Source organism: Pseudoalteromonas sp. SMS1 (assembly GCF_021530565.1).
GTDB lineage: Bacteria > Pseudomonadota > Gammaproteobacteria > Enterobacterales > Alteromonadaceae > Pseudoalteromonas.
In genome coordinates this window covers 270,124-292,768 of sequence record NZ_JAKGBI010000005.1, presented here as the reverse complement: position 1 = coordinate 292,768, position 22,645 = coordinate 270,124, and the positions used below count along the sequence as shown (strand labels likewise).

Annotated in this window: 18 protein-coding genes; 10 read left to right on the top strand and 8 right to left on the bottom strand. The window is 42.9% G+C overall.

The genetic code is table 11. The features are described from left to right. Window positions 1-2: 2 nt before the first annotated feature. Window positions 3-527 carry a hypothetical protein gene (locus tag L1286_RS08705; protein WP_235406500.1) on the bottom strand — a complete coding sequence of 175 codons (525 nt, stop codon included), beginning with the start codon at window positions 525-527 and terminating at the stop codon, window positions 3-5. 183 nt (window positions 528-710) lie between these two features. On the opposite strand from L1286_RS08705, the gene L1286_RS08700 reads away from it, so the two are divergent. After that, window positions 711-2,900: an EAL domain-containing response regulator gene (locus L1286_RS08700; protein WP_235406546.1), complete on the top strand. Its 2,190-nt coding sequence runs from the start codon at window positions 711-713 to the stop codon at window positions 2,898-2,900. A 325-nt stretch (window positions 2,901-3,225) separates the two neighbouring features. After that, window positions 3,226-6,129, top strand: coding sequence for a TonB-dependent receptor domain-containing protein (locus L1286_RS08695; RefSeq protein ID WP_235406499.1), 2,904 nt, complete (start codon window positions 3,226-3,228; stop codon window positions 6,127-6,129). Window positions 6,130-6,274: 145 nt separating this feature from the next. On the opposite strand, the gene L1286_RS08690 is transcribed toward L1286_RS08695, so the two are convergent. Beyond that, complete coding sequence (locus L1286_RS08690; RefSeq protein WP_235406498.1) at window positions 6,275-6,535, bottom strand: hypothetical protein; 261 nt, start codon at window positions 6,533-6,535, stop codon at window positions 6,275-6,277. Between the two features lie 567 nt (window positions 6,536-7,102). Between L1286_RS08690 and L1286_RS08685 the strand changes: the two genes are divergently transcribed. Further along, on the top strand, window positions 7,103-9,316 hold the full coding sequence (locus L1286_RS08685; RefSeq protein WP_235406497.1) for a YgiQ family radical SAM protein: 2,214 nt from the start codon (window positions 7,103-7,105) through the stop codon (window positions 9,314-9,316). A 37-nt stretch (window positions 9,317-9,353) separates the two neighbouring features. Here L1286_RS08685 and L1286_RS08680 read toward each other — a convergent pair whose 3' ends face one another. The 3 genes from L1286_RS08680 to coaBC form a co-directional block, all read right to left on the bottom strand. Continuing rightward, window positions 9,354-12,107 carry an alpha/beta hydrolase family protein gene (locus L1286_RS08680; RefSeq protein WP_235406496.1) on the bottom strand — a complete coding sequence of 918 codons (2,754 nt, stop codon included), beginning with the start codon at window positions 12,105-12,107 and terminating at the stop codon, window positions 9,354-9,356. Window positions 12,108-12,225: 118 nt separating this feature from the next. Then, window positions 12,226-12,813 carry a nucleoid occlusion factor SlmA gene (gene slmA, locus L1286_RS08675; protein ID WP_235406495.1) on the bottom strand — a complete coding sequence of 196 codons (588 nt, stop codon included), beginning with the start codon at window positions 12,811-12,813 and terminating at the stop codon, window positions 12,226-12,228. Window positions 12,814-12,934: 121 nt separating this feature from the next. Continuing rightward, complete coding sequence (coaBC, locus tag L1286_RS08670) at window positions 12,935-14,134, bottom strand: bifunctional phosphopantothenoylcysteine decarboxylase/phosphopantothenate--cysteine ligase CoaBC (RefSeq protein ID WP_235406545.1); 1,200 nt, start codon at window positions 14,132-14,134, stop codon at window positions 12,935-12,937. A gap of 182 nt (window positions 14,135-14,316) precedes the next feature. On the opposite strand from coaBC, the gene radC reads away from it, so the two are divergent. The 3 genes from radC to rpmG all read left to right on the top strand — a co-directional run bounded on the left by radC (window position 14,317) and on the right by rpmG (window position 15,673). Beyond that, window positions 14,317-14,991, top strand: a complete 675-nt coding sequence (radC, locus tag L1286_RS08665) for a RadC family protein (protein WP_235406494.1) — start codon at window positions 14,317-14,319, stop codon at window positions 14,989-14,991. A gap of 277 nt (window positions 14,992-15,268) precedes the next feature. Continuing rightward, window positions 15,269-15,505 carry a 50S ribosomal protein L28 gene (gene rpmB, locus L1286_RS08660; protein ID WP_023397288.1) on the top strand — a complete coding sequence of 79 codons (237 nt, stop codon included), beginning with the start codon at window positions 15,269-15,271 and terminating at the stop codon, window positions 15,503-15,505. A gap of 12 nt (window positions 15,506-15,517) precedes the next feature. Beyond that, window positions 15,518-15,673: a 50S ribosomal protein L33 gene (gene rpmG, locus L1286_RS08655; RefSeq protein ID WP_005493124.1), complete on the top strand. Its 156-nt coding sequence runs from the start codon at window positions 15,518-15,520 to the stop codon at window positions 15,671-15,673. 75 nt (window positions 15,674-15,748) lie between these two features. On the opposite strand, the gene L1286_RS08650 is transcribed toward rpmG, so the two are convergent. Further along, the gene (locus tag L1286_RS08650) at window positions 15,749-16,444 is read right to left on the bottom strand and encodes a helix-turn-helix transcriptional regulator (protein WP_235406493.1); all 696 of its coding nucleotides are present in this window, start codon (window positions 16,442-16,444) and stop codon (window positions 15,749-15,751) included. 39 nt (window positions 16,445-16,483) lie between these two features. Further along, a complete protein-coding gene (locus tag L1286_RS08645) occupies window positions 16,484-17,404 on the bottom strand; it encodes a manganese-dependent inorganic pyrophosphatase (protein ID WP_235406492.1) in 921 nt (306 codons plus the stop codon). A 219-nt stretch (window positions 17,405-17,623) separates the two neighbouring features. Here L1286_RS08645 and L1286_RS08640 point away from each other — a divergent pair, with 219 nt between their 5' ends. Both L1286_RS08640 and mutM read left to right on the top strand, forming a co-directional pair. Next, on the top strand, window positions 17,624-18,115 hold the full coding sequence (locus L1286_RS08640) for a hypothetical protein (protein WP_235406491.1): 492 nt from the start codon (window positions 17,624-17,626) through the stop codon (window positions 18,113-18,115). Window positions 18,116-18,117: 2 nt separating this feature from the next. Next, window positions 18,118-18,927 (top strand): bifunctional DNA-formamidopyrimidine glycosylase/DNA-(apurinic or apyrimidinic site) lyase, encoded by an 810-nt coding sequence (gene mutM, locus L1286_RS08635; RefSeq protein WP_235406490.1) that lies wholly within the window; start codon window positions 18,118-18,120, stop codon window positions 18,925-18,927. Between the two features lie 10 nt (window positions 18,928-18,937). On the opposite strand, the gene L1286_RS08630 is transcribed toward mutM, so the two are convergent. Further along, window positions 18,938-20,065, bottom strand: a complete 1,128-nt coding sequence (locus L1286_RS08630; RefSeq protein WP_235406489.1) for a M20 family metallopeptidase — start codon at window positions 20,063-20,065, stop codon at window positions 18,938-18,940. Window positions 20,066-20,245: 180 nt separating this feature from the next. Here L1286_RS08630 and L1286_RS08625 point away from each other — a divergent pair, with 180 nt between their 5' ends. Both L1286_RS08625 and L1286_RS08620 read left to right on the top strand, forming a co-directional pair. Continuing rightward, on the top strand, window positions 20,246-21,193 hold the full coding sequence (locus L1286_RS08625) for an ATP-grasp domain-containing protein (RefSeq protein ID WP_235406488.1): 948 nt from the start codon (window positions 20,246-20,248) through the stop codon (window positions 21,191-21,193). A gap of 4 nt (window positions 21,194-21,197) precedes the next feature. Next, window positions 21,198-22,580 carry an ATP-grasp domain-containing protein gene (locus tag L1286_RS08620; protein ID WP_235406487.1) on the top strand — a complete coding sequence of 461 codons (1,383 nt, stop codon included), beginning with the start codon at window positions 21,198-21,200 and terminating at the stop codon, window positions 22,578-22,580. Window positions 22,581-22,645: the final 65 nt, after the last annotated feature.

The window sequence follows — 22,645 nt, the reverse complement described above, 5'->3', positions numbered from 1 at the left end:
TTTCAAGAGTCTACCTGTTGTAACCGAAGCTCAGATTTCATCTCATTTGCAGCGGTTTGCAGTATTTGTGTTAAATAATGTTTGGTAATCAGTGCAACTAAACTCCCAATAATAGGGGTAAGTACTTCACCATGTACATTTATACTGACTTGATTTAATGCCGGTTGCAATGCAATTTGCAATCTAGCTTGATGCTCTTCATTGAAGCGCAAATGAAATTGTACTTCATTTTTGCGTCGTAATATCAGCGTTGCGTCCACTTTTCCCTGAGGGTGCTCAAAAGCGACAAACCCTCCGATATTTTCACTGTTTTCCAATGAAATTAAATTGATATCACTAGACTGCAAAACGCTTATCGCCTGCACCCACTGTTTGGTTGAAAGCATTAGCGCTGAGTCTTGCGCAGAGTGGCTTGTGAATGGAATTGATGTGGTTATGTGGTAAGTGGTTGGTAAAGTATTTATTGTCAGAAGTATGAAAACTAAAGTAAAAGCTGCATATTTTAGGGCTGTTTTAAATAACTGCACTACGCTTTCCTTGTCGTTTTATTTGCGCATGAAGCAAGCGCAAGTATTTGAACATCGTCTATAATATTACTTAGGTGTTAATGGATGCGGATCGTGATAGTAAAAATCTATCATATTTTATAAGATGAACCATAGAGAAAGCTGCTCTTGCAGATAATGATGTGATTTAGCATAAGGTGGATGATGGCGTCTGAGCAAGAAGATTTTTTGTTTGCAGATCAGGAAGTGTCTCACGAGACCCAAGAGGTTGATACTGGCTTTTGGGATGTGTTGGTTGTGGATGACGACCCCGAGATCCATTCGGTGACCAAACTGGCTTTATCTGGTGTAGAGTTTTGGGGGAAAACCTTACGCTTTCATCACGCTTATTCCGGTCAAGAAGCTGTGACGGCATTGAAAAATAATACGGATGTCTGTGTACTTCTTCTTGATGTTGTCATGGAAAGTGATGATGCGGGACTCAACGTTGTTCGGCAAGTGAGAGAAGATATAGGTAATCATGCTGTGCGGATCATTTTGCGTACAGGCCAACCTGGCTACGCGCCAGAAGAAAAAGTCATTCGTGAATATGACATCAATGATTATAAGATGAAAACAGAGCTTACTAGAGGAAAGCTCGTCACCTCATTGATGACTGCAATAAGGTCATATCAACAAATTTGTGAACTAGAGCAGCAAAGTGTTGCTTTAACCAATATTTTAGAAGCATCACAGGCGATCCTTGGCCACACCGACATGATATCTTTTAGTCATGCAGTGGTACAACAGATAGCTAAAATTATTGGGGCGCCTGAAAATGGCATTGTCGCAGGAATATCAAGCAGCTCACGCGTCATTATTTTTGGTGGCACACAAAACTATGTGGAATTTTTTGGGGATGGTTTAGAGCAGTTAGATAATGGACGTGTGATTATGCAAGTTCAAAACTGTTTTGATCGAGAAGTTCATCAGCATACTGATCATGACATTACTTTCTTGTTACAAGGGAAGAGCCGAAGAGCGGCCATTTACATTGAAATAGACCATGCTCCAAGCGCAGCTCAATTACAGTTTGCAGAGATATTCTTAGCGAATGTCAGTGTCGGTGTAGACAATATTAAGTTGATAAATGAACTAAGGGATGTTGCATATAAAGATACGCTGACTCGGTTACCTAACAGAGCTAATTTCGTAGACTCTATCGCAAAATATTATCAACCTGATCAGGATGGACTGGTATTTGTATTACTTGATATTGCTCAGTTTTCAGATATCAACAATGGCTTAGGGCAAGAGGTTGGCAATTTGCTATTGCTGGCAGTAAAAGAGCGTCTACGACTTGAGTTTCCAGAGTGTCAGTTATTATCTCGTATCGGTGCGGATGTATTTGGGTTGTTATTACCGTCCAATAGCTTTGATGAGCAAAGGTTCGTAGATGCCATCACGGTTCCTTACCAGGTTGGCGAACATGTTTTGACTATGCACTTTCACATTGGTGTGTGTAATCAGGCTGATTTTCACCCTTCTGGTTTAGAGACGTTAAAGCTCGCCTATATTGCACTGAACCAAGCGAAGCAGGCGCATACCGTACTTGACCGATATACGCCAGATTTAGAAGAAAAGATGGCTTGGCGTTTAGGGTTGATCCGGCAACTCAGACAAGACTTTGAGTTAAATAAACTGGAAGTGTGGTATCAACCACAATTTAGCTTATCTTCGAATAAAGTCATTGGGTGTGAGGCTTTGTTGCGTTGGCCGTCAGGCAATGGTGACTATATTTCACCAGGGATCTTTGTGCCTTTAGCCGAAGATTCCGGACTTATTGTTGATATTGGGCAATGGGTATTGGAGCAAGCATGTAAATTGCAACAGCAATTTACTGAACGACAACTAGATCTCAGTGTTGCTGTGAATGTCTCTGTTCCTCAATTTAAGGTCAGTAATTATGCCGAGTTGGTCAAAGACACGATAGTCAATCATGGTGTTGAGCCGAGCAAGATTGAATTGGAAGTGACTGAGAGCGTCGTCATGGATGAAATTACGACGGTGATTGAAACACTCAAAGAGCTGAAGTCTTTCGGTGTTGAAGTTGCAATAGATGATTTTGGGACCGGCTTTTCATCACTGAGTTATCTTCAACAATTGCCGTTGGCACGATTAAAAATAGATCGCGCCTTTGTCAAAGGGATACCAGAAACAGACAGTGGTGCAATAGCTGAGTTGGTAATTTCTTTAGGTCGTCACTTGGGGTTGAAGACAATTGCTGAAGGCGTCGAAACACAGGCGCAAGCTAAGTTGTTAAAAGAGCTTGGCTGTGATGAAGTTCAGGGTTTTTTACTTGCTAAACCCATGCCTGAGAAAGCACTGTTAGAGTTCTTAAAGCAAAACGCTTGATGTTAAAGAATAAAAAGGGGCTGTGTACACAGCCCTTTTTATTAATATTAACTTTTTTATTTATTTTATATTTCAAGTATTAATTTTTTTATAATTTGCCATCTTTATATTAATATTTTTATTTTCTGCAATAATCATTAATCCGATTTATATTTTATTTCTCTTCTTATTTATAAAGTTACAAAAAATTTTCTGTAATATATGTAATGTACCTATTTACATGCTGTTGACTGGGCGTGGGTAAATTAGTAACTTCTATAACGTGGGATGAAGATATTTCACATGTACTATAAAAAAAACGTAATTTTTTAATAAGGAAATATCAATGAGATACTCTAAATTGTCTCAGTCAATAAAGACCTCGTTAATCGCGGGCTCTATTTTAACAACAGGTTTTTCACAATTAGCGGCTGCTGAAGAGGCCGGTGCAGATGGTAAAGTCGAACGCATAGAAGTTACCGGAAGCCGTATCAAAAGAATTGCACTTGAGGGTGCTAGTCCAGTAACAACCGTAACAGCTGAAGATATTAAAGTTGCGGGCATTACGCGTATAGAAGATATTTTAAATGACATGCCTGCAATATTTGCAGGGCAAACATCTGGTACATCAAATGGTTCAACAGGTACTGCGACCGTCGATTTACGTAATTTGGGACCAGAACGTACGTTAGTACTTGTTAATGGCCGTCGTTTGCCATCAGGTTCACCAACACAAGGCGGTATTGGGGCGGACTTAAACCAAATCCCAGCAGCTTTGGTTAAGCGTGTTGATGTACTGACAGGTGGTTCATCTGCAACATATGGTTCAGACGCAATCGGCGGGGTCGTTAACTTTATTCTTAAAGATGACTTTGAGGGCTTCCAATTTGAATACCAGACAGGTCTTTACCAGCACAATAATGATCACGATGAAATGCAGGCTGCGGTTGCTGCGCGTGGCTTTGAAAACCCTGAGTCAAGTGTAACAGACGGTCGCTCAGAAGAGTTTTCTATCATGTTTGGTGCCAACTCGGCAGATGGTCGTGGTAACGTCGTTGCCTACGCTAGTTACCGTGAAATCGATGCTGTTACGCAGAATAACAGAGATTTTAGTGCTTGTGCGATGGACTTAGATGCTGATGGTAACCGTGCTTGTTTTGGTTCAGGTACCATTCCTGATGGTCGATTGACCAACTTTGATGACTTTGATGTCAAAGTGGCTGGTAATGAATTTGTGCCTCGCGATGGCACATTGTTTAACTATGGCCCATTAAACTACTTCCAACGTCCAGACAAACGCAAGACAATGGGTATGATTGCTCATTATGACTTGAATGACAAGGCGACGGTCTACACTGAATTAAGTTATATGGACAACCGCACGGTTGCACAAATCGCGCCTTCTGGTGCTTTCTTTCCAGGTGGAGTAGACATTAAATGTAATAACCCGCTATTTTCTGATCAGCAAGTCAAGGTACTATGTACCGATCGTGGCTTAGGTATCAATGATTCTGCTGAGGGTATCTTTGTCGGTAAGCGTAACGTTGAAGGCGGTCCTCGACAAGATGATTTACGACATACATCTACACGTTATGTCGTTGGTGTAAAAGGTGAAATCAATGATAGCTGGACTTACGACGCCTATGCGAATTTTGGCGAAGTATCTTTTGTTCAAACCTACCAGAATGACCTATCAAAAACAAATATCGCCAGAGCACTGGATGCTGTTAAAGATGACCAGGGTAATATCGTTTGTCGTTCTGTGGTCGAAGGGTACGATACAAACTGTGTGCCTTGGAATATTTTTGAAACCGGCAAAGTTACCCAAGAGCAACTAGATTATCTCATCATTCCTCTTTATTCGCGCGGTGGCACTAAATCGACTCAGATCAGTGGTTATGTTGCCGGTGATTTGACTGATTACGATATTATGATACCTGGTACAACAACAGGTGTTGGCGTAGTGCTTGGTTTGGAACACCGTAAAGAGACACTCACATTCAACCCTGACAGAAACTTCCAAACAGGTGATGGAGCAGGTCAAGGTGGTGAAACTTTACCAGTAAATGGTGAGTATGAAGTAGATGAATTCTTTACAGAATTAAATATCCCATTACTAGAAGATAGCTTTGTTGATAGCTTAACATTAGAGTTGGCGTACCGTTACTCTGATTATTCAACAGGCCACTCAACAGATACATATAAAACGGCTTTTGATGTACGTATCACCGATGGGTTAGGTGTTCGAGCTAGTTATCAGCGCGCGGTGCGTGCAGGTAATATCCGTGAATTGTTCCGCCCGCCAGGCCAAGGGTTGTGGAATGGTGTAGATCCATGTTCTGGTGAATCTCCAGCGTTAACGTTTGAGCAATGTGCTAGAACGGGTGTCACCGAAGAGCAGTATGGTTCAATAGGTGCAAACCCGGCAGGCCAGTACAACGCCATCAACGGTGGTTTTAAAGATCTAGAGCCTGAAGTATCAGACACTTATTCATATGGTGTATTATGGTCACCGGAAGCAATTGAAGGGCTAGATATTGTCATTGATTATTTCGATATCTCCGTTGAAAAAGCAATCCAAAAAATCCCAGAAGCCATTGTTCATAGAAATTGTGCTGTCAACAACGACCAAGAATCGTGTGATCTGATCCAACGCTTACCAAGTAATGGCAGCTTATTTATAGATGGTTCTGCAATTACATCTATGGATAGAAACGTTGGTTATGTTGAAACATCAGGGATTGATTACGATATTTCTTATCGTTATGACATCAATGATTTGGGCGCTCTTCGTTTCTCATTAAAAGGTACTTGGTTAGACAAGTTTGCTACACAAAACTATCCTGGAGAATTTGCGGATGACTGCGCAGGTTATTGGGATAGAGGTATTTGTGAAAAGCCGGTACCTGAGCTAAGACAGAACTTAGTGACAACATGGATCACACCATGGGATGCAAATATCACAGCCACAGTACGCTACTATGGTGAAGTGGATGAGTACACCAAAGATGAAAACAATGTTGTGTCTAATGGCCCTACAACGCTAAAAGCAATGACATACTTTGATTTAGCAGCGACATGGAATGCAACAGATAACATCACGCTTCGTGCGGGGATTAATAACCTGTTTGATGTCTCACCACCATTGGTGCCAAATGGACCTTCTGGTGAAGCGAATGGTAATACATATCCTGGTCAATATGATGCATTGGGACGTTACCTATTTGCAGGGGCAACGTTTACGTTCTAAATCTTAACGCTTGGCGGGCTTAGCCCGTCATTTAGTGATAATAAAAAAAGCAAACCCGTTGGGTTTGCTTTTTTTATTTCTGTTACCAGTAAATATTGTGAGCTGATTAATCTCGACGCAAATAACTCTCAATGTTTGGGGTAATTTACTCCCCTCCCTGACGGCCAACACTGTTCCCGCGAGTATCTAACATGCGCTTTGCTTCTTCTTCTTGACGGTCTATTTGCTCTTGGGTACGGCATGTCCGTTTGCCAAACCGTGTTCCTGTTCTTGCTTCTCTCGTACAAATAAGGCCATTCTCAGCGGCTACTTTATTTTCTGCGGTAGCGTCTTGGCTATCTGTCGGTCCTGTTGCATTACACCCAGCGAGCAGAGCGATTGCAATTGATAAAGGTATCATTTTCATATCAAACTCCTTCTTATTTTATATAGTTAAATTGTGTACGTGGCGTGAAAGTCGAGCTTTTATACCACATATGAATACCTTAGCGGCTTTACATAAACTATACAACACGAGCGGGATTTGAATTACTTTTTACATAAAATGTAAACTTAAATGTTATATTAATTTTTAAGTTTATTTCTGTTTATTTTAAAAATGGAAATATAAAATGGGGTGGCGACTGTTTTTAGCTTTTTATAGCGTTATTTGATTTTTAATTTTAAATTAATGTTTATTTGGTGTGTTGTTTTTGTCTTCGTTGTCATTTGTATTATTTCTTAAATTTGAATTGTTTTGCCTCTCTCAATTGGGATGGATAAAAATACGAGTGGGATAAGCTTTGTAGCTGTACTCCTATACTTCGCTCATGCAGACCTGTCTTAGGTGAAGGGAATGCTCAGGTAGTGAAGACACATTTCATTTTTAGTATGCGCTTGCTATAAAATGATTTTTTCAAAAAAAGTTAGTGTTGGGAATTTTCTACCCATTTAAGATATAATCTGGATCTTTTTTACTCAGAGCCGTCACTCTATGCAAACTTCTAAAGCTGCACCGCTTCAAGCTGAGCGTTCGCTATTTTCTTATCCAAAGTACTGGGCTGAATGTTTTGGTCCGGCCCCATTTTTGCCAACATGCCGCGCAGAAATGGATGCGCTCGGTTGGGATAGTTGCGATATTATCATTGTTACTGGGGATGCATACGTTGATCACCCGAGTTTTGGTATGGCCGTGATTGGGCGAGTGTTAGAAGCTCAAGGGTTTAGGGTGGGGATTATTGCTCAACCTGATTGGTCTGATAAACGTGCATTTGAGTCAATGGGTAAACCTAATCTGTTCTTTGGTGTCACCGCGGGTAATATGGACTCAATGATCAACCGCTACACAGCAGAAAAGCGTATTCGCCATGATGATGCTTACACACCAGGCAATGTTGGGGGGAAGCGTCCCGATCGTGCGGTGGTTGTATATAGTCAAAGATGTCGAGAAGCCTACAAAGATGTACCGGTGATAATTGGAGGCATTGAAGCCAGTTTACGCCGTATTGCGCATTATGATTACTGGCAAGAAAAGGTTCGCCGTAGTGTTATTTTTGATGCGAAGGCCGATATCCTTATATACGGCAATGCCGAGCGCCCCTTAGTTGAGGTGGCTCATCGTATTGCCAATGGTGAATCGATTGGAACAATCCAAGATGTGCGCGGTACTGCCGTTATTCGAAAGCAGCCGTTGGAAGGGTGGCGTGGTAGTGACTCTACCGCGATTGATAAAGTTGGAAAAATAGACCCAATTCCCAACCCATATGGGGCTGATGACATGGGGTGTAGCAAGTCTGAATTTGCGAAAGCTGGCATCGATTTAAAGGCTGATTTGGCTAAGCCTATCACCGTACAGCCTCCGCGGTTAAAACCTTGGGAAAAAGTCTATGTTAAGTTGCCTGCATTCGAGCAAGTAAGTGTTAATAAACCTTTGTATGCTCATGCCTCACGCATTTTGCACCAAGAGACCAACCCAGGGTGTGCGAGGGCGCTATTTCAACGTCATGGCGATCGTTCCGTTTGGGTAAACCCTCCTGCATTTCCACTAGAAACAGACGAAATGGATCACGTCTTTGGTTTGCCTTATCAACGGATTCCACATCCAGTTTACGGAGAAGATAAAATCCCTGCATATGACATGATAAAAACATCGGTTAATATTATGCGGGGTTGTTTTGGGGGGTGTAGTTTCTGCTCTATCACTGAGCATGAAGGGCGTATCATTCAAAGTCGCTCAGAAGAATCAATCATTGAAGAAATTGAGCAAATTCGTGACAAAGTGCCTGGTTTTACAGGGGTCATCTCAGATTTAGGTGGACCCACTGCCAATATGTATAAGTTGCGTTGCAAAAGCAAAAAAGCAGAAAGTACTTGCCGCAGATTGTCATGTGTTTATCCGGATATTTGTAAGCATATGGACACAGATCATACGCCGACAATTGAGTTATATCGCAAAGCAAGGGATGTTGAAGGTGTTAAGAAAATCCTCATTGCATCAGGTGTACGTTATGACTTGGCGATTGAAGATCCTCGCTATGTGAAAGAGCTAGTGTCTCATCATGTTGGTGGCTATCTTAAAATCGCGCCCGAACATACCGAAACAGGGCCGTTGTCTAAAATGATGAAACCAGGAATGGGGACGTATGACAAATTCAAAGAACTGTTCGACAAGTACTCAAAAGAGGCAGGTAAAAAACAGTATTTAATCCCTTATTTCATATCAGCACACCCGGGTACGACAAACGAGGATATGGTGAATATGGCACTATGGCTTAAAGCGCACGACTTTAAATTAGATCAGGTGCAAAATTTCTACCCGTCACCAATGGCAAATGCCACAACGATCTATCACACCGAGATGAACTCGCTGCGCAATATTAAAAATAACCATGAGCAAGTACCTGTGCCCAAAGGCGCTCGTCAACGTCGGTTACACAAAGCTATTTTGCGATATCATGATCCGGCAGGGTGGCCGATTATCCGTGAAGCACTAAAGGAGATGGGGAAAGCGCACCTCATTGGACGCGGCCCTGAGTGCTTAGTGCCAGAGGAAAATAGTCGAGAGCGGCATAATAAAGGGGCAAGTAAGCGAAGTAACAAAGCATTGACTAAGCATACAGGCTTTAGCCAGTTTAATCAGGCTAATACCAAACCTCGAGTTGGCAAAAATAAGCGTAAGCCAAATAAGAAAAAACCAACTCACCATTAATAAAAAAGCCGCTGTTAACAGCGGCTTTTTTTATGGTTTACTCTTCAGGACGATGAGGTTTGCCTGACTTTATCCACTGCGCAGCCGGCATGCCACGCAAATAATGATCAAAATATTCCATCATTCTGACAGAGAAATCGACTTGATTTGGAAACTTTTTCAAGTGATGAGGTTCTCCTTCGTACTGCAGGAAAATCGCATCTTTGTCATGACGGCGCAGGGCTAAGTAGTATTGAATACCTTCTTGCCAGGGAACTGCGCCATCTTTATCACCAAACATAAGTAGAATTGGGGTGTTGACTTTATCTGCGAAAAACACGGGTGAATTCTCAATGTATAGATCTGGTGCAGCTGTCAGCGGTTGCCCAATGCGACTCTGTCCAGATTCGTATTGGAATTGTCTGGCCAACCCAGTTTTGAGTCTGATACCACTGTATGCTGATGTCATATTTGATACTGGAGCCCCTGAGACAACCGCCTTGAACATATCTGTCTGAGTAACTGCGAAGGCACTTTGGTACCCGGCCCAAGAGTGCCCTTGTAGGCCTATTTGGTTTTTATCTGCAACGCCCATATCAATTAATTTCTGTGTTGCATTGATCAGCGTTTGCGTTGAAGAAGGGCCTGGTTTGCCAATTTCAAAACGAATATCTGGTAGGAAAATAGCGTATCCGTTAGATGTGAACATTGGGAAGTTTGGTCTATGATTTAACTCCATTTTAGGGAAGTCATACATGCGCTGACTCATGTAACGGTAAAAATAGATAACCACAGGTAACTTTTGACCTGGTGTGTAATCAGCAGGTTTAATCAGCACCCCTTGCAATGGTTCACCATTATAGCCTTCGTATTGCACCAACTCAGGTTTTTGACCCCACGCAAAATTGGCAACTTGTGGGTTCAAGTTTGTGATTTTTTGCGGTGCACTAAATTGACTTGTCGTCTGCCAAAAGTCGGGGAATTGATGATATGTTTGTTGGGTGAATATCAGCTTGTCAGCCTGTTTTGCTTTTTTCACCAAATCAAAACGCGCAGCGCCTTTTAAAACTGTTTTGAGCGAGCCTGATTTTAGATTGAGCGTGGCAATGTGAGTTTGCTTATTCTGTAAGTTATGTGCCGATAAGAAAAGTGTTTCGTCAGCATCGAATCCTACCTGCTTATTATCCAGTTTAATAACACGATATTGTGTATTACTCTCTTTACCTTGTGTCAGCCTTTTGGCTTGGCCAGTATGACTATCAAACGCCCAAATATCATATTTACTGTAGGCATAGAGTGTACTGCCATCCAGTTGCCAACCTGCAAACCCATAGCCAGGGTTCGGTTCTGGATAATCGTGTTTGTCGTCGGCAAAAATGGCGTCACGCACAGCTTTACTTACCGCATGCTCTTTTTGCTCGTGCAGGTCTTTGAGCCAAAGTTGATCATTCAAAAAGTAAGCTGCATGTCGCCCTGAGGGTGACAGACTAGGGCGGTTTGGGCTGTCTTTCACAATATAGCCTTTTGCACCAGTACTTACTTTAACGGCGTAGTAATCTGAATAAAAACCATCGTACATGATCTTTTTCAGATAAGGCTGATTGTTGCGGCCCAAAATAAAGTCAGCTTCAGTATTGAGTGTCACATCGCGAACGGTTTCATCCGCTAACTGTACGACTTTCTGAGATTCAATATGATAGACCGCTTGATATTGGCGGTCGCGATTGGTTGTTTTCCAAGTGTGCTGTTCACGTGGTTTGATTTCAGGGTCGTGATTGTGCCACAGCTTTAGTCCTGACTGTGCCCGGATGGTATCGAATTGTCGCAGCGAGGGTTCATCACTATATTTGCGAACGTCAACTTTCTCTTCCAATACGGGTCTATTTTCAAAGTACAGCCTTTGACCTTGTTCTGACCATTTCAATTTGGCTGTTTTTGCACTGTACCACCCACTGGGGTTTTGAACTTTGGTAATTTTATTGGTGTTTGCGTCCCAAAGTGTCACATCGTAGCTACGACGGCGCTTGTCTTCATTTACGTAGTTACCGAGGTTGAAAGCGACGATGCTTGAATACGGGTGCCAGGCAATCGCACTCACTGTGACGCCAGGTTCATTAAACAACGAATCGACAGCTTGCGTGTTTAAATCCAGATATTGCACCTGATTGTTCGCGGTGATGGCATCGTGCTGGCTAAATAATATACCGTATTCTGCGGGGCTGAGTCCGTATGCGACGACATTTTCAAGGCGTTGCGTTTGGTTTGTTTGTAAATCTAATACTACTAACGTGAGCGGTGTGTCTTTTTTATCAGCCTTTATTGCTGCTTTTTCTGGGGTCGATTGGTCTTTTTTTTCTTCTTTTTTATTATCTTCGCGATAGGCTAACCAACGACCGTCATCGCTCAATTGATAGTCTTTAACATTGTCAAAACGCTGTTGTTGACCTGTTGTGGTATTTACCAAAACTAAGTTATTAGCCAGTTTTTTGCGTTCTTTTTTTGTCGCTGTTTCAGATTCCAATAAAGTAGGTACTTGGGTAAAGGCAACCCAAGTCGACGACCGATTGATTTGGGCTTTGGTTCCCCGTTCAACGGTGGCAATAAGGGTGTTACTTGTTAGATCATAAACTTGACCCTGTGCGTTTCCTCGATAAGGCGTGGCACTGAAAGCTAAAAACTTCCCATCCTCTGCAAGTTTTGTTGCATGGGGGTATTTAAAGTCGAAAACATCGTCAAATTTTAATGGCGCTTTGTTGGCCATAACTTGGCCTGAAAACAAAGCTGCTGCGACGAGCGAGTATGCAAGCTTCATGGTTTTATCTGTTGTTGTTTTATCACGTTGTGTCTTTGTAACACTTTTATCAGATAAACAAAATCAAGCTGCGTTGTGTGGAAGTGAAAAATCGATAAAAGCGGCTTTCACCGCTTCTTTACAACCAAATCCGTTGTAGCTCTTGCCATTGAGTAACAAAAGTCGTTGTCGGTTTGGCCTTGAAGTCACTGCGAACAAACTGGTTCATTTTCCCTTCGACATGCGCAAGAAAAAGATTCGCAAGTGCAGCCTCGTCAATATTAAACGTTTTGCCTTCACGTAACTTTCTTTCCCTAAGCACCTGTTTAAACTGGGTTTCAAGTTTTTCGAATAGGCTTTGTACACGTTCTCTCAAGCGCTCTTGTTCGCCTTGTAGTGCATCACCAGTCAAAATACGGGTAATACCAGGGTTTTTCTCAGAGAAGGTCAAAAGTAGCGTTAAAATATTATAGACACGGCTTTGTGTATCTTTTTCATTTTCTAAAATTAAGTTAATACGAGAAAGTAACGTATCTTCAATAAACTCAATAAGCCCTTCAAACATGCGTGCTTTACTCGGGAAATGGCGATATAAGGCTGCTTCAGAGACTCCAACTTCAGCGGCTAGCTTTGCAGTGGTGATTCTTTGACCTGGGCTAGTTTCAAGCATTTGCGCAAGAGATTGAAGAATTTGCTCTTTGCGATTACTGCGTTTGGTCGCTGGCATGAACTTTCCTTTAATAATTATCGTTATTCTGGTCTGTATGGTGTATTTTTATTAGGTCCATACTAAGTAAAGGCCTATGTTAATGTTTTATTCAGCTTCTTTCCAGCCTTTTAACATCAACTCAATCAAGTTTACTTGCAATCGCTTTAATGACAGTAAGTGCTAACTCTCTTTTGCTGGAAGCTGGCAAAGAAATCTGATTATCTTGCCAAAATAACGTTAAGGCATTGTTATCTGAGTTAAAACCAAGCCCTTCTTGTGATACATCATTGGCACAAATCATATCGAGTTTTTTATTCTTCAGTTTGCCCTTTGCGTATTGTTCAACATCTTGGGTTTCAGCTGCAAAGCCTACAGTGTAAGGTCGGTTTTGAGATAAAGAAGCAACTTGGGCAATGATGTCGGGGTTTTTTACCAAAGTTAGGGTCATTTCATCGCCCTGTTTTTTGATTTTTTGTGCCGCAACATCCGCAGCTCGGTAGTCCGCAACTGCGGCACAGCCAATAAAAATATCTGACACGATGGCTAAACGAAGTGCTTCATCACACATTTCTACCGCACTATTGACGTGACTGACACACACCCCAGATGGTGCACTGAGCTTTACAGGACCTGATATTAAATGAACGGTCGCCCCCATTTTAACTGCCGCTTCGGCAAGTCCATAGCCCATTTTTCCAGAGCTGTGGTTGCTAATATAACGTACGGGATCGAGCGCTTCTCTAGTGGGACCTGCCGTGATTGTGACGACTTTCCCCTTCAGGGGTTGTTCCTCAGGTACGAGTGCCGTCATGCACCGCTCAACAAGGTCATTAGGCTCAAGCATCCGGCCTTTGCCGATGTCTCCACATGCTTGCTCACCTTGCCCTGGTCCCCAAATTTCAATGCCGTCACGCGCGAGCGTAGCCAAATTACGCTGTGTCGCAGGATGAGCATACATTTGTTGATTCATCGCGGGCGCGATGGCCACTTTAGCGGGCGTTGCCAATAGTAGCGTGGTGATTAGGTCGTCGGCGATACCTGCGGCCATTTTGGCAATGACGTTACTGGTTGCTGGTGCGACAAGGATTAAGTCAGCCCACTTGGCAAACTCAATGTGACCCATGGCAGCTTCTGCATTTGGATCTAGCAAGGAATCTGATACAGGCTCGCCAGAAACGGCTTGCATAGTGAGGGGGGTAATGAAGTGTTTGGCCGAGTCCGTCATTACAACTTTGACTTCGCATTGACGTTCTTTTAGGCGCCTAACTAACTCTGCACATTTATATGCGGCAATCCCACCGCTGATCCCTAACACAATTCTTTTGCCAGATAAGTTCATTTCACAATTCTCACGACTCAAACAGCCCCTAAGATATCATAGCCCATAGGCAGTTTTGAAATGTTCATATACCAAGCTTGGGCAAATTGAATAATTGTGCACCTAGTGGGCGGTTTTTTTATCATCATAAGTGATAAATATGGTGCTGCACTTCAAAAGGAAACCGCTTCAAAGGAGTTGATATGCAAATAAATGCGCTACCCAAGCAATCTAGGCCCAGAGAAAAGTTACTGACTTTGGGACCAACATCCTTAACCGACGCAGAGCTTTTAGCAATATTTATACGCACCGGCGTAACAGGAATGAATGCCATTGAACTGGCTGAGTCACTTTTACTACAAAGTGGTTCGTTACAACGATTATTTAATAGCTCTCAACACGATTTGGTAAAATTAAAGGGCGTGGGTGACGCGAAATATGTGCAATTTCAAGCTGTTTTAGAGCTGTGCAAGCGCTATCTCAAAGAGGGATGTTGCCGCGAAGTCTGTTTTGATAACCCCAAACGGGTCTATGATTACCTCTGTATTCAGTTAAAAGGGCTTGAGCATGAGGTGTTTATGGCACTTTATCTTGATAGCCAGAATCAACTTATCACAGACGAAGTGTTATTTAATGGCACGATTAACGCGGCTTCGGTGTATCCGCGAGAAGTGATTAAAGCGGCATTAAAGCACAACGCGGCAGGGATTATTTTTGCACATAATCACCCTTCCGGTATTTGTGAACCGAGTTGTGCAGATAAAGTTTTGACAGAGAAACTGCAAAAAGCGCTGTCACTTTTAGATATCAAAGTGTTAGATCACATCATTGTGGCTGGAAATCGGCACGTTTCATTTGCACAAATGGGGTTACTGTAGGCACTTTGTGTGTGATTTTTAGTCCGCAACCCATTATTTCGCCTAAAAATTATAAAATAGTTTAATTTAAATGCAGTTTTTACTTTCCACATGGCCCCATGATCATTATAATTGGCCGCTATCAAATTTACCCATGAGCTGACTAGGATATCATCAGATCCTTGATCTCTGCCTGCAGATGCTGTATAAAGAGCGCCCTTTGATTTTACCCGGGGCACACCAGTGTAAGGCCTAAGGGGAAATTAAGCTCGAGCGAAGTTATTGGAGATACATAGACATGTCTAAAGTCTGTCAAGTTACAGGTAAGCGCCCGGTTGTTGGTAACAACCGTTCACACGCGCGCAACGCAACTAAGCGTCGTTTCCTACCTAACCTACAAACACACCGTTTCTGGGTTGAAAGCGAAAAGCGTTTCGTTACTCTACGCACTACTACTAAAGGTATGCGTATTATCGATAAAAAAGGCATCGACGCGGTATTAGTAGATATCCGTGCTCGCGGCGAAAAAGTATAAGGAGCTTAAATCATGCGTGATAAGATCCGTTTAGTTTCAACTGCTGGTACTGGTTATTTCTACACTACCGACAAGAACAAGCGTAACATGCCTGAAAAAATGGAGATCAAAAAGTACGATCCTAAAGTACGTAAGCACGTGATCTTCAAAGAAGCGAAAATCAAATAATTTTGCTTTTTGGATTCAAAAAACCCAGCCATGTGCTGGGTTTTTTATTGTCAAAATTTTAAACACACATGTTATTTATCGCTTAACCTGCTTTAAGGCTGTTTTTGGATTGAGTCCAAATTGTTTTTTAAAGCTGCGACTAAAGTGTGCCGAGTCTGAAAAACCCGCGTACGTAGCAGCCATTGTAATGCTTTGCTGCTGTTGCAAATAGCCTATGGCACAAATTAGGCGTCTCCACATTAAGTAAGGCCGCCAAGCAATGCCCATGTGAGCGCGAAATAGGTGTAAAAAACGGCTTTCAGATAAATGCATTTGAGCTGCAACCTTGCTTGCACGCCAATATGTTGGCTCTAGTTGAATCGCATTTTTGAGGCTGTTATCAAGCTGTGTCACGAGTTGGGCAATGCGCGGATCGAGCGCAGTATGCCCCAGACCATTTTCTATCCCTAATCGCGCCAATAAGGCCGCCATAGATGCATTATGATCCAATGTGGGTAGGTTATGTAATGGACTCACTTGGGTAGATGAATAACGTTGATATAATTGCTGTCCCAAGTCTGAGTGAGGCTCGACGAGTATTATCCAGCCCGCTTCCATTTTAAGTTGGTGAGTATGATTACTAGGAATGATATGTGCACAGTTCAACGTACCATCAACATCTTCTAATACACAGCTTACCTGCGGTAGTGTTATTTGAATTTGATGATGCTGATGGGGGGCTGTGTCTATCACGCCGGTATAAATAGCGAAAACCCCTGGTTGCATGTGCATAAAATAATAAAGCCGGAGAAACCCCGGCTTTTTCAACGCTTATGCAAATGCGTCTTGCAGCGGCGGAACGACTTGCTTTTTACGGCTCAGTACACCGTCAAGCCATACTCGACTTTGTTCAGGGGCTTGACCGTATGCTTGTTCAATGATGCCTTCATTATCGGAAGCGATCAGCATTTGAGAACCTTCTTTCATAATATCTGTAAGCAGCAATAGCACAGAGTGACGACCACCTTCTTCTTTTAGTTTGGCGATGTCAGCTTCCAGATCCGCTTTGATTTCGTCAAATACTGCTAGATCAATAACTTCTAATTGACCAATACCAACTAAGTTACCATTCATATTGAAGTCTTTAAAGTCACGCATAACCAAGTCACGTGCAGGTGTGCCTTCAACCGCTGACTTCACTTTAAACATCTCCATACCGAACGCTTTATAATCTTCGATTCCTGCGATTTCAGCCAGTACTTCAACACACTTTATGTCTGCTGTGGTACACGTTGGAGACTTGAAGATGACGGTGTCAGATAGAATCGCGCCTAGCATAAGACCTGCGATGTCTTTAGGGATCTCAACACTGTAGAAGTCGTACATCATCTTGATAATCGTGTTACTACAGCCTACAGGACGGATCCAACACTCAAGTGGGGTAGATGTTGTTAGGTCGCCTAATTTGTGGTGGTCCACAACACCAACAACCGTTGCTTCATCAATGTCGTCAGGTGCTTGCGTCTTTTCGGTATGGTCGACAATATATACATCTTCGCCAGCGTAGCTCATTTTTAGCTCTGGCGCTTCAAAGCCAAAACGATCCAGAATAAATTGTGTTTCTGGCGATACATCCCCTAGACGTGTCGGGATTGCTTCTTCACCGATTTGGTTTTTAAGGTAAGCAAGTGCGATTGCACCACAAATTGAATCTGAATCTGGGATTTTATGACCCACTACATATATTGCCATTGACGGACTCCTCAAAAAATTTTGGCATCTATTTTAGCAAAAATTAAGTACATTAATACAGCATCAAACCGGTATTTTGGATCTTAACAAATAGTCTTACCTATTTGGATACTGCTATAAAACGTAGGGTTTTTTGCAGCTTTCGGCTGTTGTCATACCCAGAGTAAGGTATAGTAGAGTGATCTAAATAACATCACAATGAGTACCATTGGAGCTTGTATGGGGTTGAGCCGAAAAGCATGGAACAATGTAGTGATCTTTTCCATGCTCATCATGATCTTTTTCTTAAATGGACTACATCACAAGTTAAACCCGTCAGAGGAAGAATTGGGCAGTGTATTGGTATTGCCAGAGCAAAGTTTTGTATTGGCATTGGCATATCCCGGCGTCAAAATTGAACGTATTGGGACATCATGGCGTATAGAATCCGAGCTCCCCAGTGATGGTCAGCAAGTTTACACCGAGCAAGACTTGGTCGACATTGTTACGCTTTGGCAAAGCAGTGAATTAGAGATGATCAGCCCTCCACAGGTGAGTGCTGAGCAAGCGGTATCTGTGGCGACATTTTGGTTAGCTGCAGAAGAACTTCCACTCAGTTACCAGCTATATCAAGTAAATGGGTACTACGTACTGTTTGCCAAACGCAGCCAACGCTGGTTGCAATTGAGCGCGCAGCAAGCACGGCAATTATTTAAACCGATAGAAGTGTAGTTATGCCTGAATTACCAGAGGTCGAAGTCAGTCGACAGGGGATTGAGCCCCACATTAAACAAAAAGTGGTTACGGAAGTACGTATACACAACGGGCGTTTACGTTGGCCAGTGCCTGAAGATGTGCAGCGATTGTGCGGAAAAACAATTGACGCAGTGCATCGCAGAGCTAAGTACCTTTTATTAGAAAGCAAGGTGGGCAGTGCCATTTTGCATTTGGGTATGTCAGGCAGTTTGCGTGTTGTCGAGCAGTCAGAGCCATTGAAAAAACATGATCACGTCGAATTGCTTTTCGACAATGGACTGGCATTAAGACTGAATGATCCGCGTCGATTTGGGGCGTTTTTATGGCAATCGCCCGGTGAAGCACATACAGTTTTTGCTAAGCTGGGGCCGGAACCGCTGACAGATGATTTTGATGCCAAGCACCTCTACGAATGCAGCCGGGGTAAAAAGGTGGCAGTGAAGCAGTTTATCATGGATAACCATGTCGTCGTTGGTGTGGGTAATATTTATGCCAATGAGTCCTTATTCAAAGCGGGCATTCACCCGAAACGAGAAGCGGGTAAAATTTCTCTGGCGCGTTACCAAAAATTGACACCGATTATTAAAGACACGCTAGCTGCCGCAATATTGCAAGGCGGTACAACGCTAAAAGATTTTGCACAAAGTGATGGCAAGCCCGGATACTTTGCGCAAGAGTTGTTGGTATATGGCAGAAAAGGTGAGCCTTGTGTGCAGTGTGGTGCCGAATTACAGGAGATTCGGTTAGGTCAACGCAGCACAATTTATTGTAAAAAGTGCCAGCGCTGACAGCTTCATATTACACATGCCCGACAGTGTGTTTGACCTGTTGCGGGCGGTAACATAGATGCGATAGAATTGCGGTCATCTGCTGAATACGAAGCTCAAAACTTGATTTTAGCGCGCGTTCATTCATCGTATGGTCACCGTCTCCATAGGGCCCAAAGCCGTCCAACGTTGCGGTACCTGTTGAAGCGGCGGTATTTGCATCAGACACCCCGCCGCGATGTTCAACAGGTAAACTCTGGCCAAGAATCTCATTGATTGAGCGTAACAGCGTTTGCTGCGCTTCGGTGGGGGCCATGACGGTACGCTGTAAACCACCTTGAATATCGACTGTGACACCCGTGATCTCAATTGCCATACAGATGTTCTCGATGCCTTCCAATAAACGCAGTTGCTCCGCTTGATTGGTAAATCTTGCCTCAACTTGCAAAGTCGCTTTACCTGAAATCGTATTGGCACCAATGCCACCCTGTACTTTTCCCACGTTGACAGTGCTGCCTTTTTTAAGGTCGGTTAATGAGGTCATTTCAATTAACATATTGGCCATGGCGAAATTAGCATCAATCCCATCTCGATAGTGATTCCCTGCATGCGCAGGTTTACCCGTGACGGTAATGTGATAGGTAGCGATGCCTTTTCGTGCAACAACCAGTTCATGATCTTTCCCGGCGGCTTCAAAGACGAAACAAGCATCATAATGCTTTGCAATTTTTTGGGTTAGGGATTGGCTGTCATCACTGCCAATCTCTTCATCGCTGACAAGTAGCCAATCCACATTTTCCAATTGACCAAACTGACTTTTTAGGTTTCTCAAGACGTTCAGTGCAACCCAATTGCCGCCTTTCATATCACACACCCCAGGCCCGTATACATAGGTGTCATCTTCTTGAAACTCTGTAAATGTGCCGTCGGGGAAAACCGTGTCTAAGTGTCCAAGTAACAGGATCCGTTTGCCACTGCCGCGAGCAGAACGAAAGAACAAGTGATCACCGATATGCTCTCTTTGATAACGCGTCAATGAAAACCCCATTGGTTCTATTAACGCGATCATTTGCTCGCCATGTCGATCTACGCCTGTTTTGTTTTTACTGTGTGAGTTACAGCGTATTAACTCTGCTAATTCTGCATAGTCTAGATTCATCTTAATCTTCTCCCTGCTAAGGTTTGGCCTCATCGTGGCGTTTTTCGGTTGCAGTTCAGTGAAGCTTTTATGAACAGTTTTCAGATCATTAAAAGGATCAAAATACTGTCACACAGATGTTCTTAACTACTGTGACAGTTCAAAGATTAAGCACCTATTTTAAAACCAAGGAGATATTCTATGACAGCCGTATCGCAGGCGCCTCATGTTGGGATTTGGATGTACGAAAATGGCGGAGGAAAAGAAATTGAACAGCAATTGGTGCACGCGCTTGCCGAGCGTGGGATCTTAGCCAGTACAGGTCTCAACTTACGTGATGCTAGAGCGCGAGACGGCGGTATTGAGTGCAATGGGGTGGCAATGGCGCAGTTGGATGCGTTTTTGAGTTACAACGCGGGCCAGCAAACTCAGTATCAGTTATACCTTTATGAAACGTTGAATGAAACGATCCCAACGCTCAATAATTATCGTGCATTTGCTTTGGCAGAAGATAAGTTTCGCACCGCTCATTTGTTAAATAGCCATGGTATTTGTACACCGGATTATAGGCTTTGTCACAAAAATGATATGGCTGGACTGCGTGCTGCATTGCATGATTTTGGTGGCAAGCTTGTTTATAAACCTACTGACGGCTGGGGTGGCGTTGGCATTGTGAAAATTGAAGGTGAACAAGCCCTTGATATGATTATGCCTTTTTTAAGTCGCACCGATTTACGCTATTTCTATGTTGAAAGGTTTATCAATTACGACAATACAGATTTTCGTGTCGACGTTGTCGATGGTGAATTTGTTGGATGTTACGGTAGAAAAGCCCCCAAGGATGATTGGAAAACCAATGTAACCAGTGGTGGCACTGTATTTGTTCGAGAAGCCAATGATGAAGTCGTAGAGTTAGCATTGCGTGCAACCGAGACTCTGGGGTTAGAAATCGCAGGTGTTGATCTGATCTATGATCGCGAGCGAGAGCAGTACGTGGTACTCGAAGTCAATACCATTCCGGCATTTGCAACACCTGAACAAGAACAACTTGGGATCATGTTCAATCAAATAAAGATCCAAGCCATGGCCAATTTGATCGAAAAAACAGTGGCAAAGAAAACTTCCTTCCAATCAGTCAAGGTGGCTTAATGCTATGACAACACAAACGAAACTTCCAAAAATTGGATTATTGTATTTAGATTATGTACTTCGCTTTTTCGACAAGTCTAATTTTAAAGGTTGGCCCGATAAGATTGAGACTGTGGTTTATCATTGGGGTAATGATAAGGCGCGCTTTATTGCTGAAGTAAAGCGCAAGAAAATAGATGTCCTGATTGGGAATATCCCGGCAACGGCCTATGAAACCTTCAGGGACATTGCACGAGCTTTACCAGATGTGCGCTTTTTACCGTCTTTAGATAGCCAGTTTTCAAATAAATCAAAAGAAAATGTCACGCATTTTTGTCGCAAATATAAATTGCCAGCCCCACACACCGAAATTTTCTATATTCCTGAAAAAGCGCAGCAGTATTTGTCTACAGCACAGTACCCCAAAATCATCAAGCGCTCTTATGGTCCATCTAACTACGGTGGTTATTTTGTGCATAAAGTAGATAGTTTTGAGGAAGCGAAGAGTTTACTTGGTGAAAAGCGTTATTACCCTGTATATGTGCAAGACTTTGTGCCAATGGAAGCTGATATACGTGTGATGTTAATTGGACACAAGCCTGTCTGTGCTTTTTGGCGTCGTCCTCCGGAAGGTGAATGGCTAACAAATACCAGCCAAGGGGGCAGCATGGACTATCAAGCAGTGCCTAAATCAGTGCTCAAATTGGCGACTGCGGCATCGAAAGCAGCCAATGCTGAATATTGGGCTTGTGATATCGCGTTAGGTAAAGATGGCAAGCTGCGTATTTTGGAGTGTGCGACGGCGTTTGCCGCGTTTCCTTATATCCGAGATTGGATTGGTCAGTATCTAATGTGGTTGTTATCGCATGGCTACTTCAGAAAGCCAACGATCCCGCTCTATAACTGGGAAGAGCTCGGCAAAATTGATTCGCGTATGTTACGCACTATGCGTCATATCGGGTTTTCAGCTTACATACCGAGCCAAGATGTTGGAGAGGTGTTCAGTCAAATGGATGAACAACACTTTCCTATTCTGGATACGCAGCTAAAACACGGTGAAGAATGGCCAAGTGAGATATGGAACTTGCAAGATAATTTTGTATTTAGAGCAAAAACGGTCGAAGCAAAAATGTTACAGCCAATACCTGCTAGCGATGAGTCAGGGAGTGATTTAAACAGTTATCAGGCACCGACTTTTGATGAAGAGCAGATCCGTGCAATCTTAAACAATGTGAAAGGTATTGGGGAAAAAATGTTAGACGATATTATGTCCACATTTGGTGCCCATGGTGTTGTTGAAGCGCTCAATACCGATCCGCAAAAGCTGTGTGTTGTAAAAAACCTCAAAGATAAAAAACTCGAAAAAATTGTCGAGTATTGGCAAAGCCACGTAGCGCATATCCACTAGCCTTTTAACCCCTGTAATTAATCAAAGCGGCAGCCAGAAGCTGTCGCTTTGAGCGAGACTGAGAG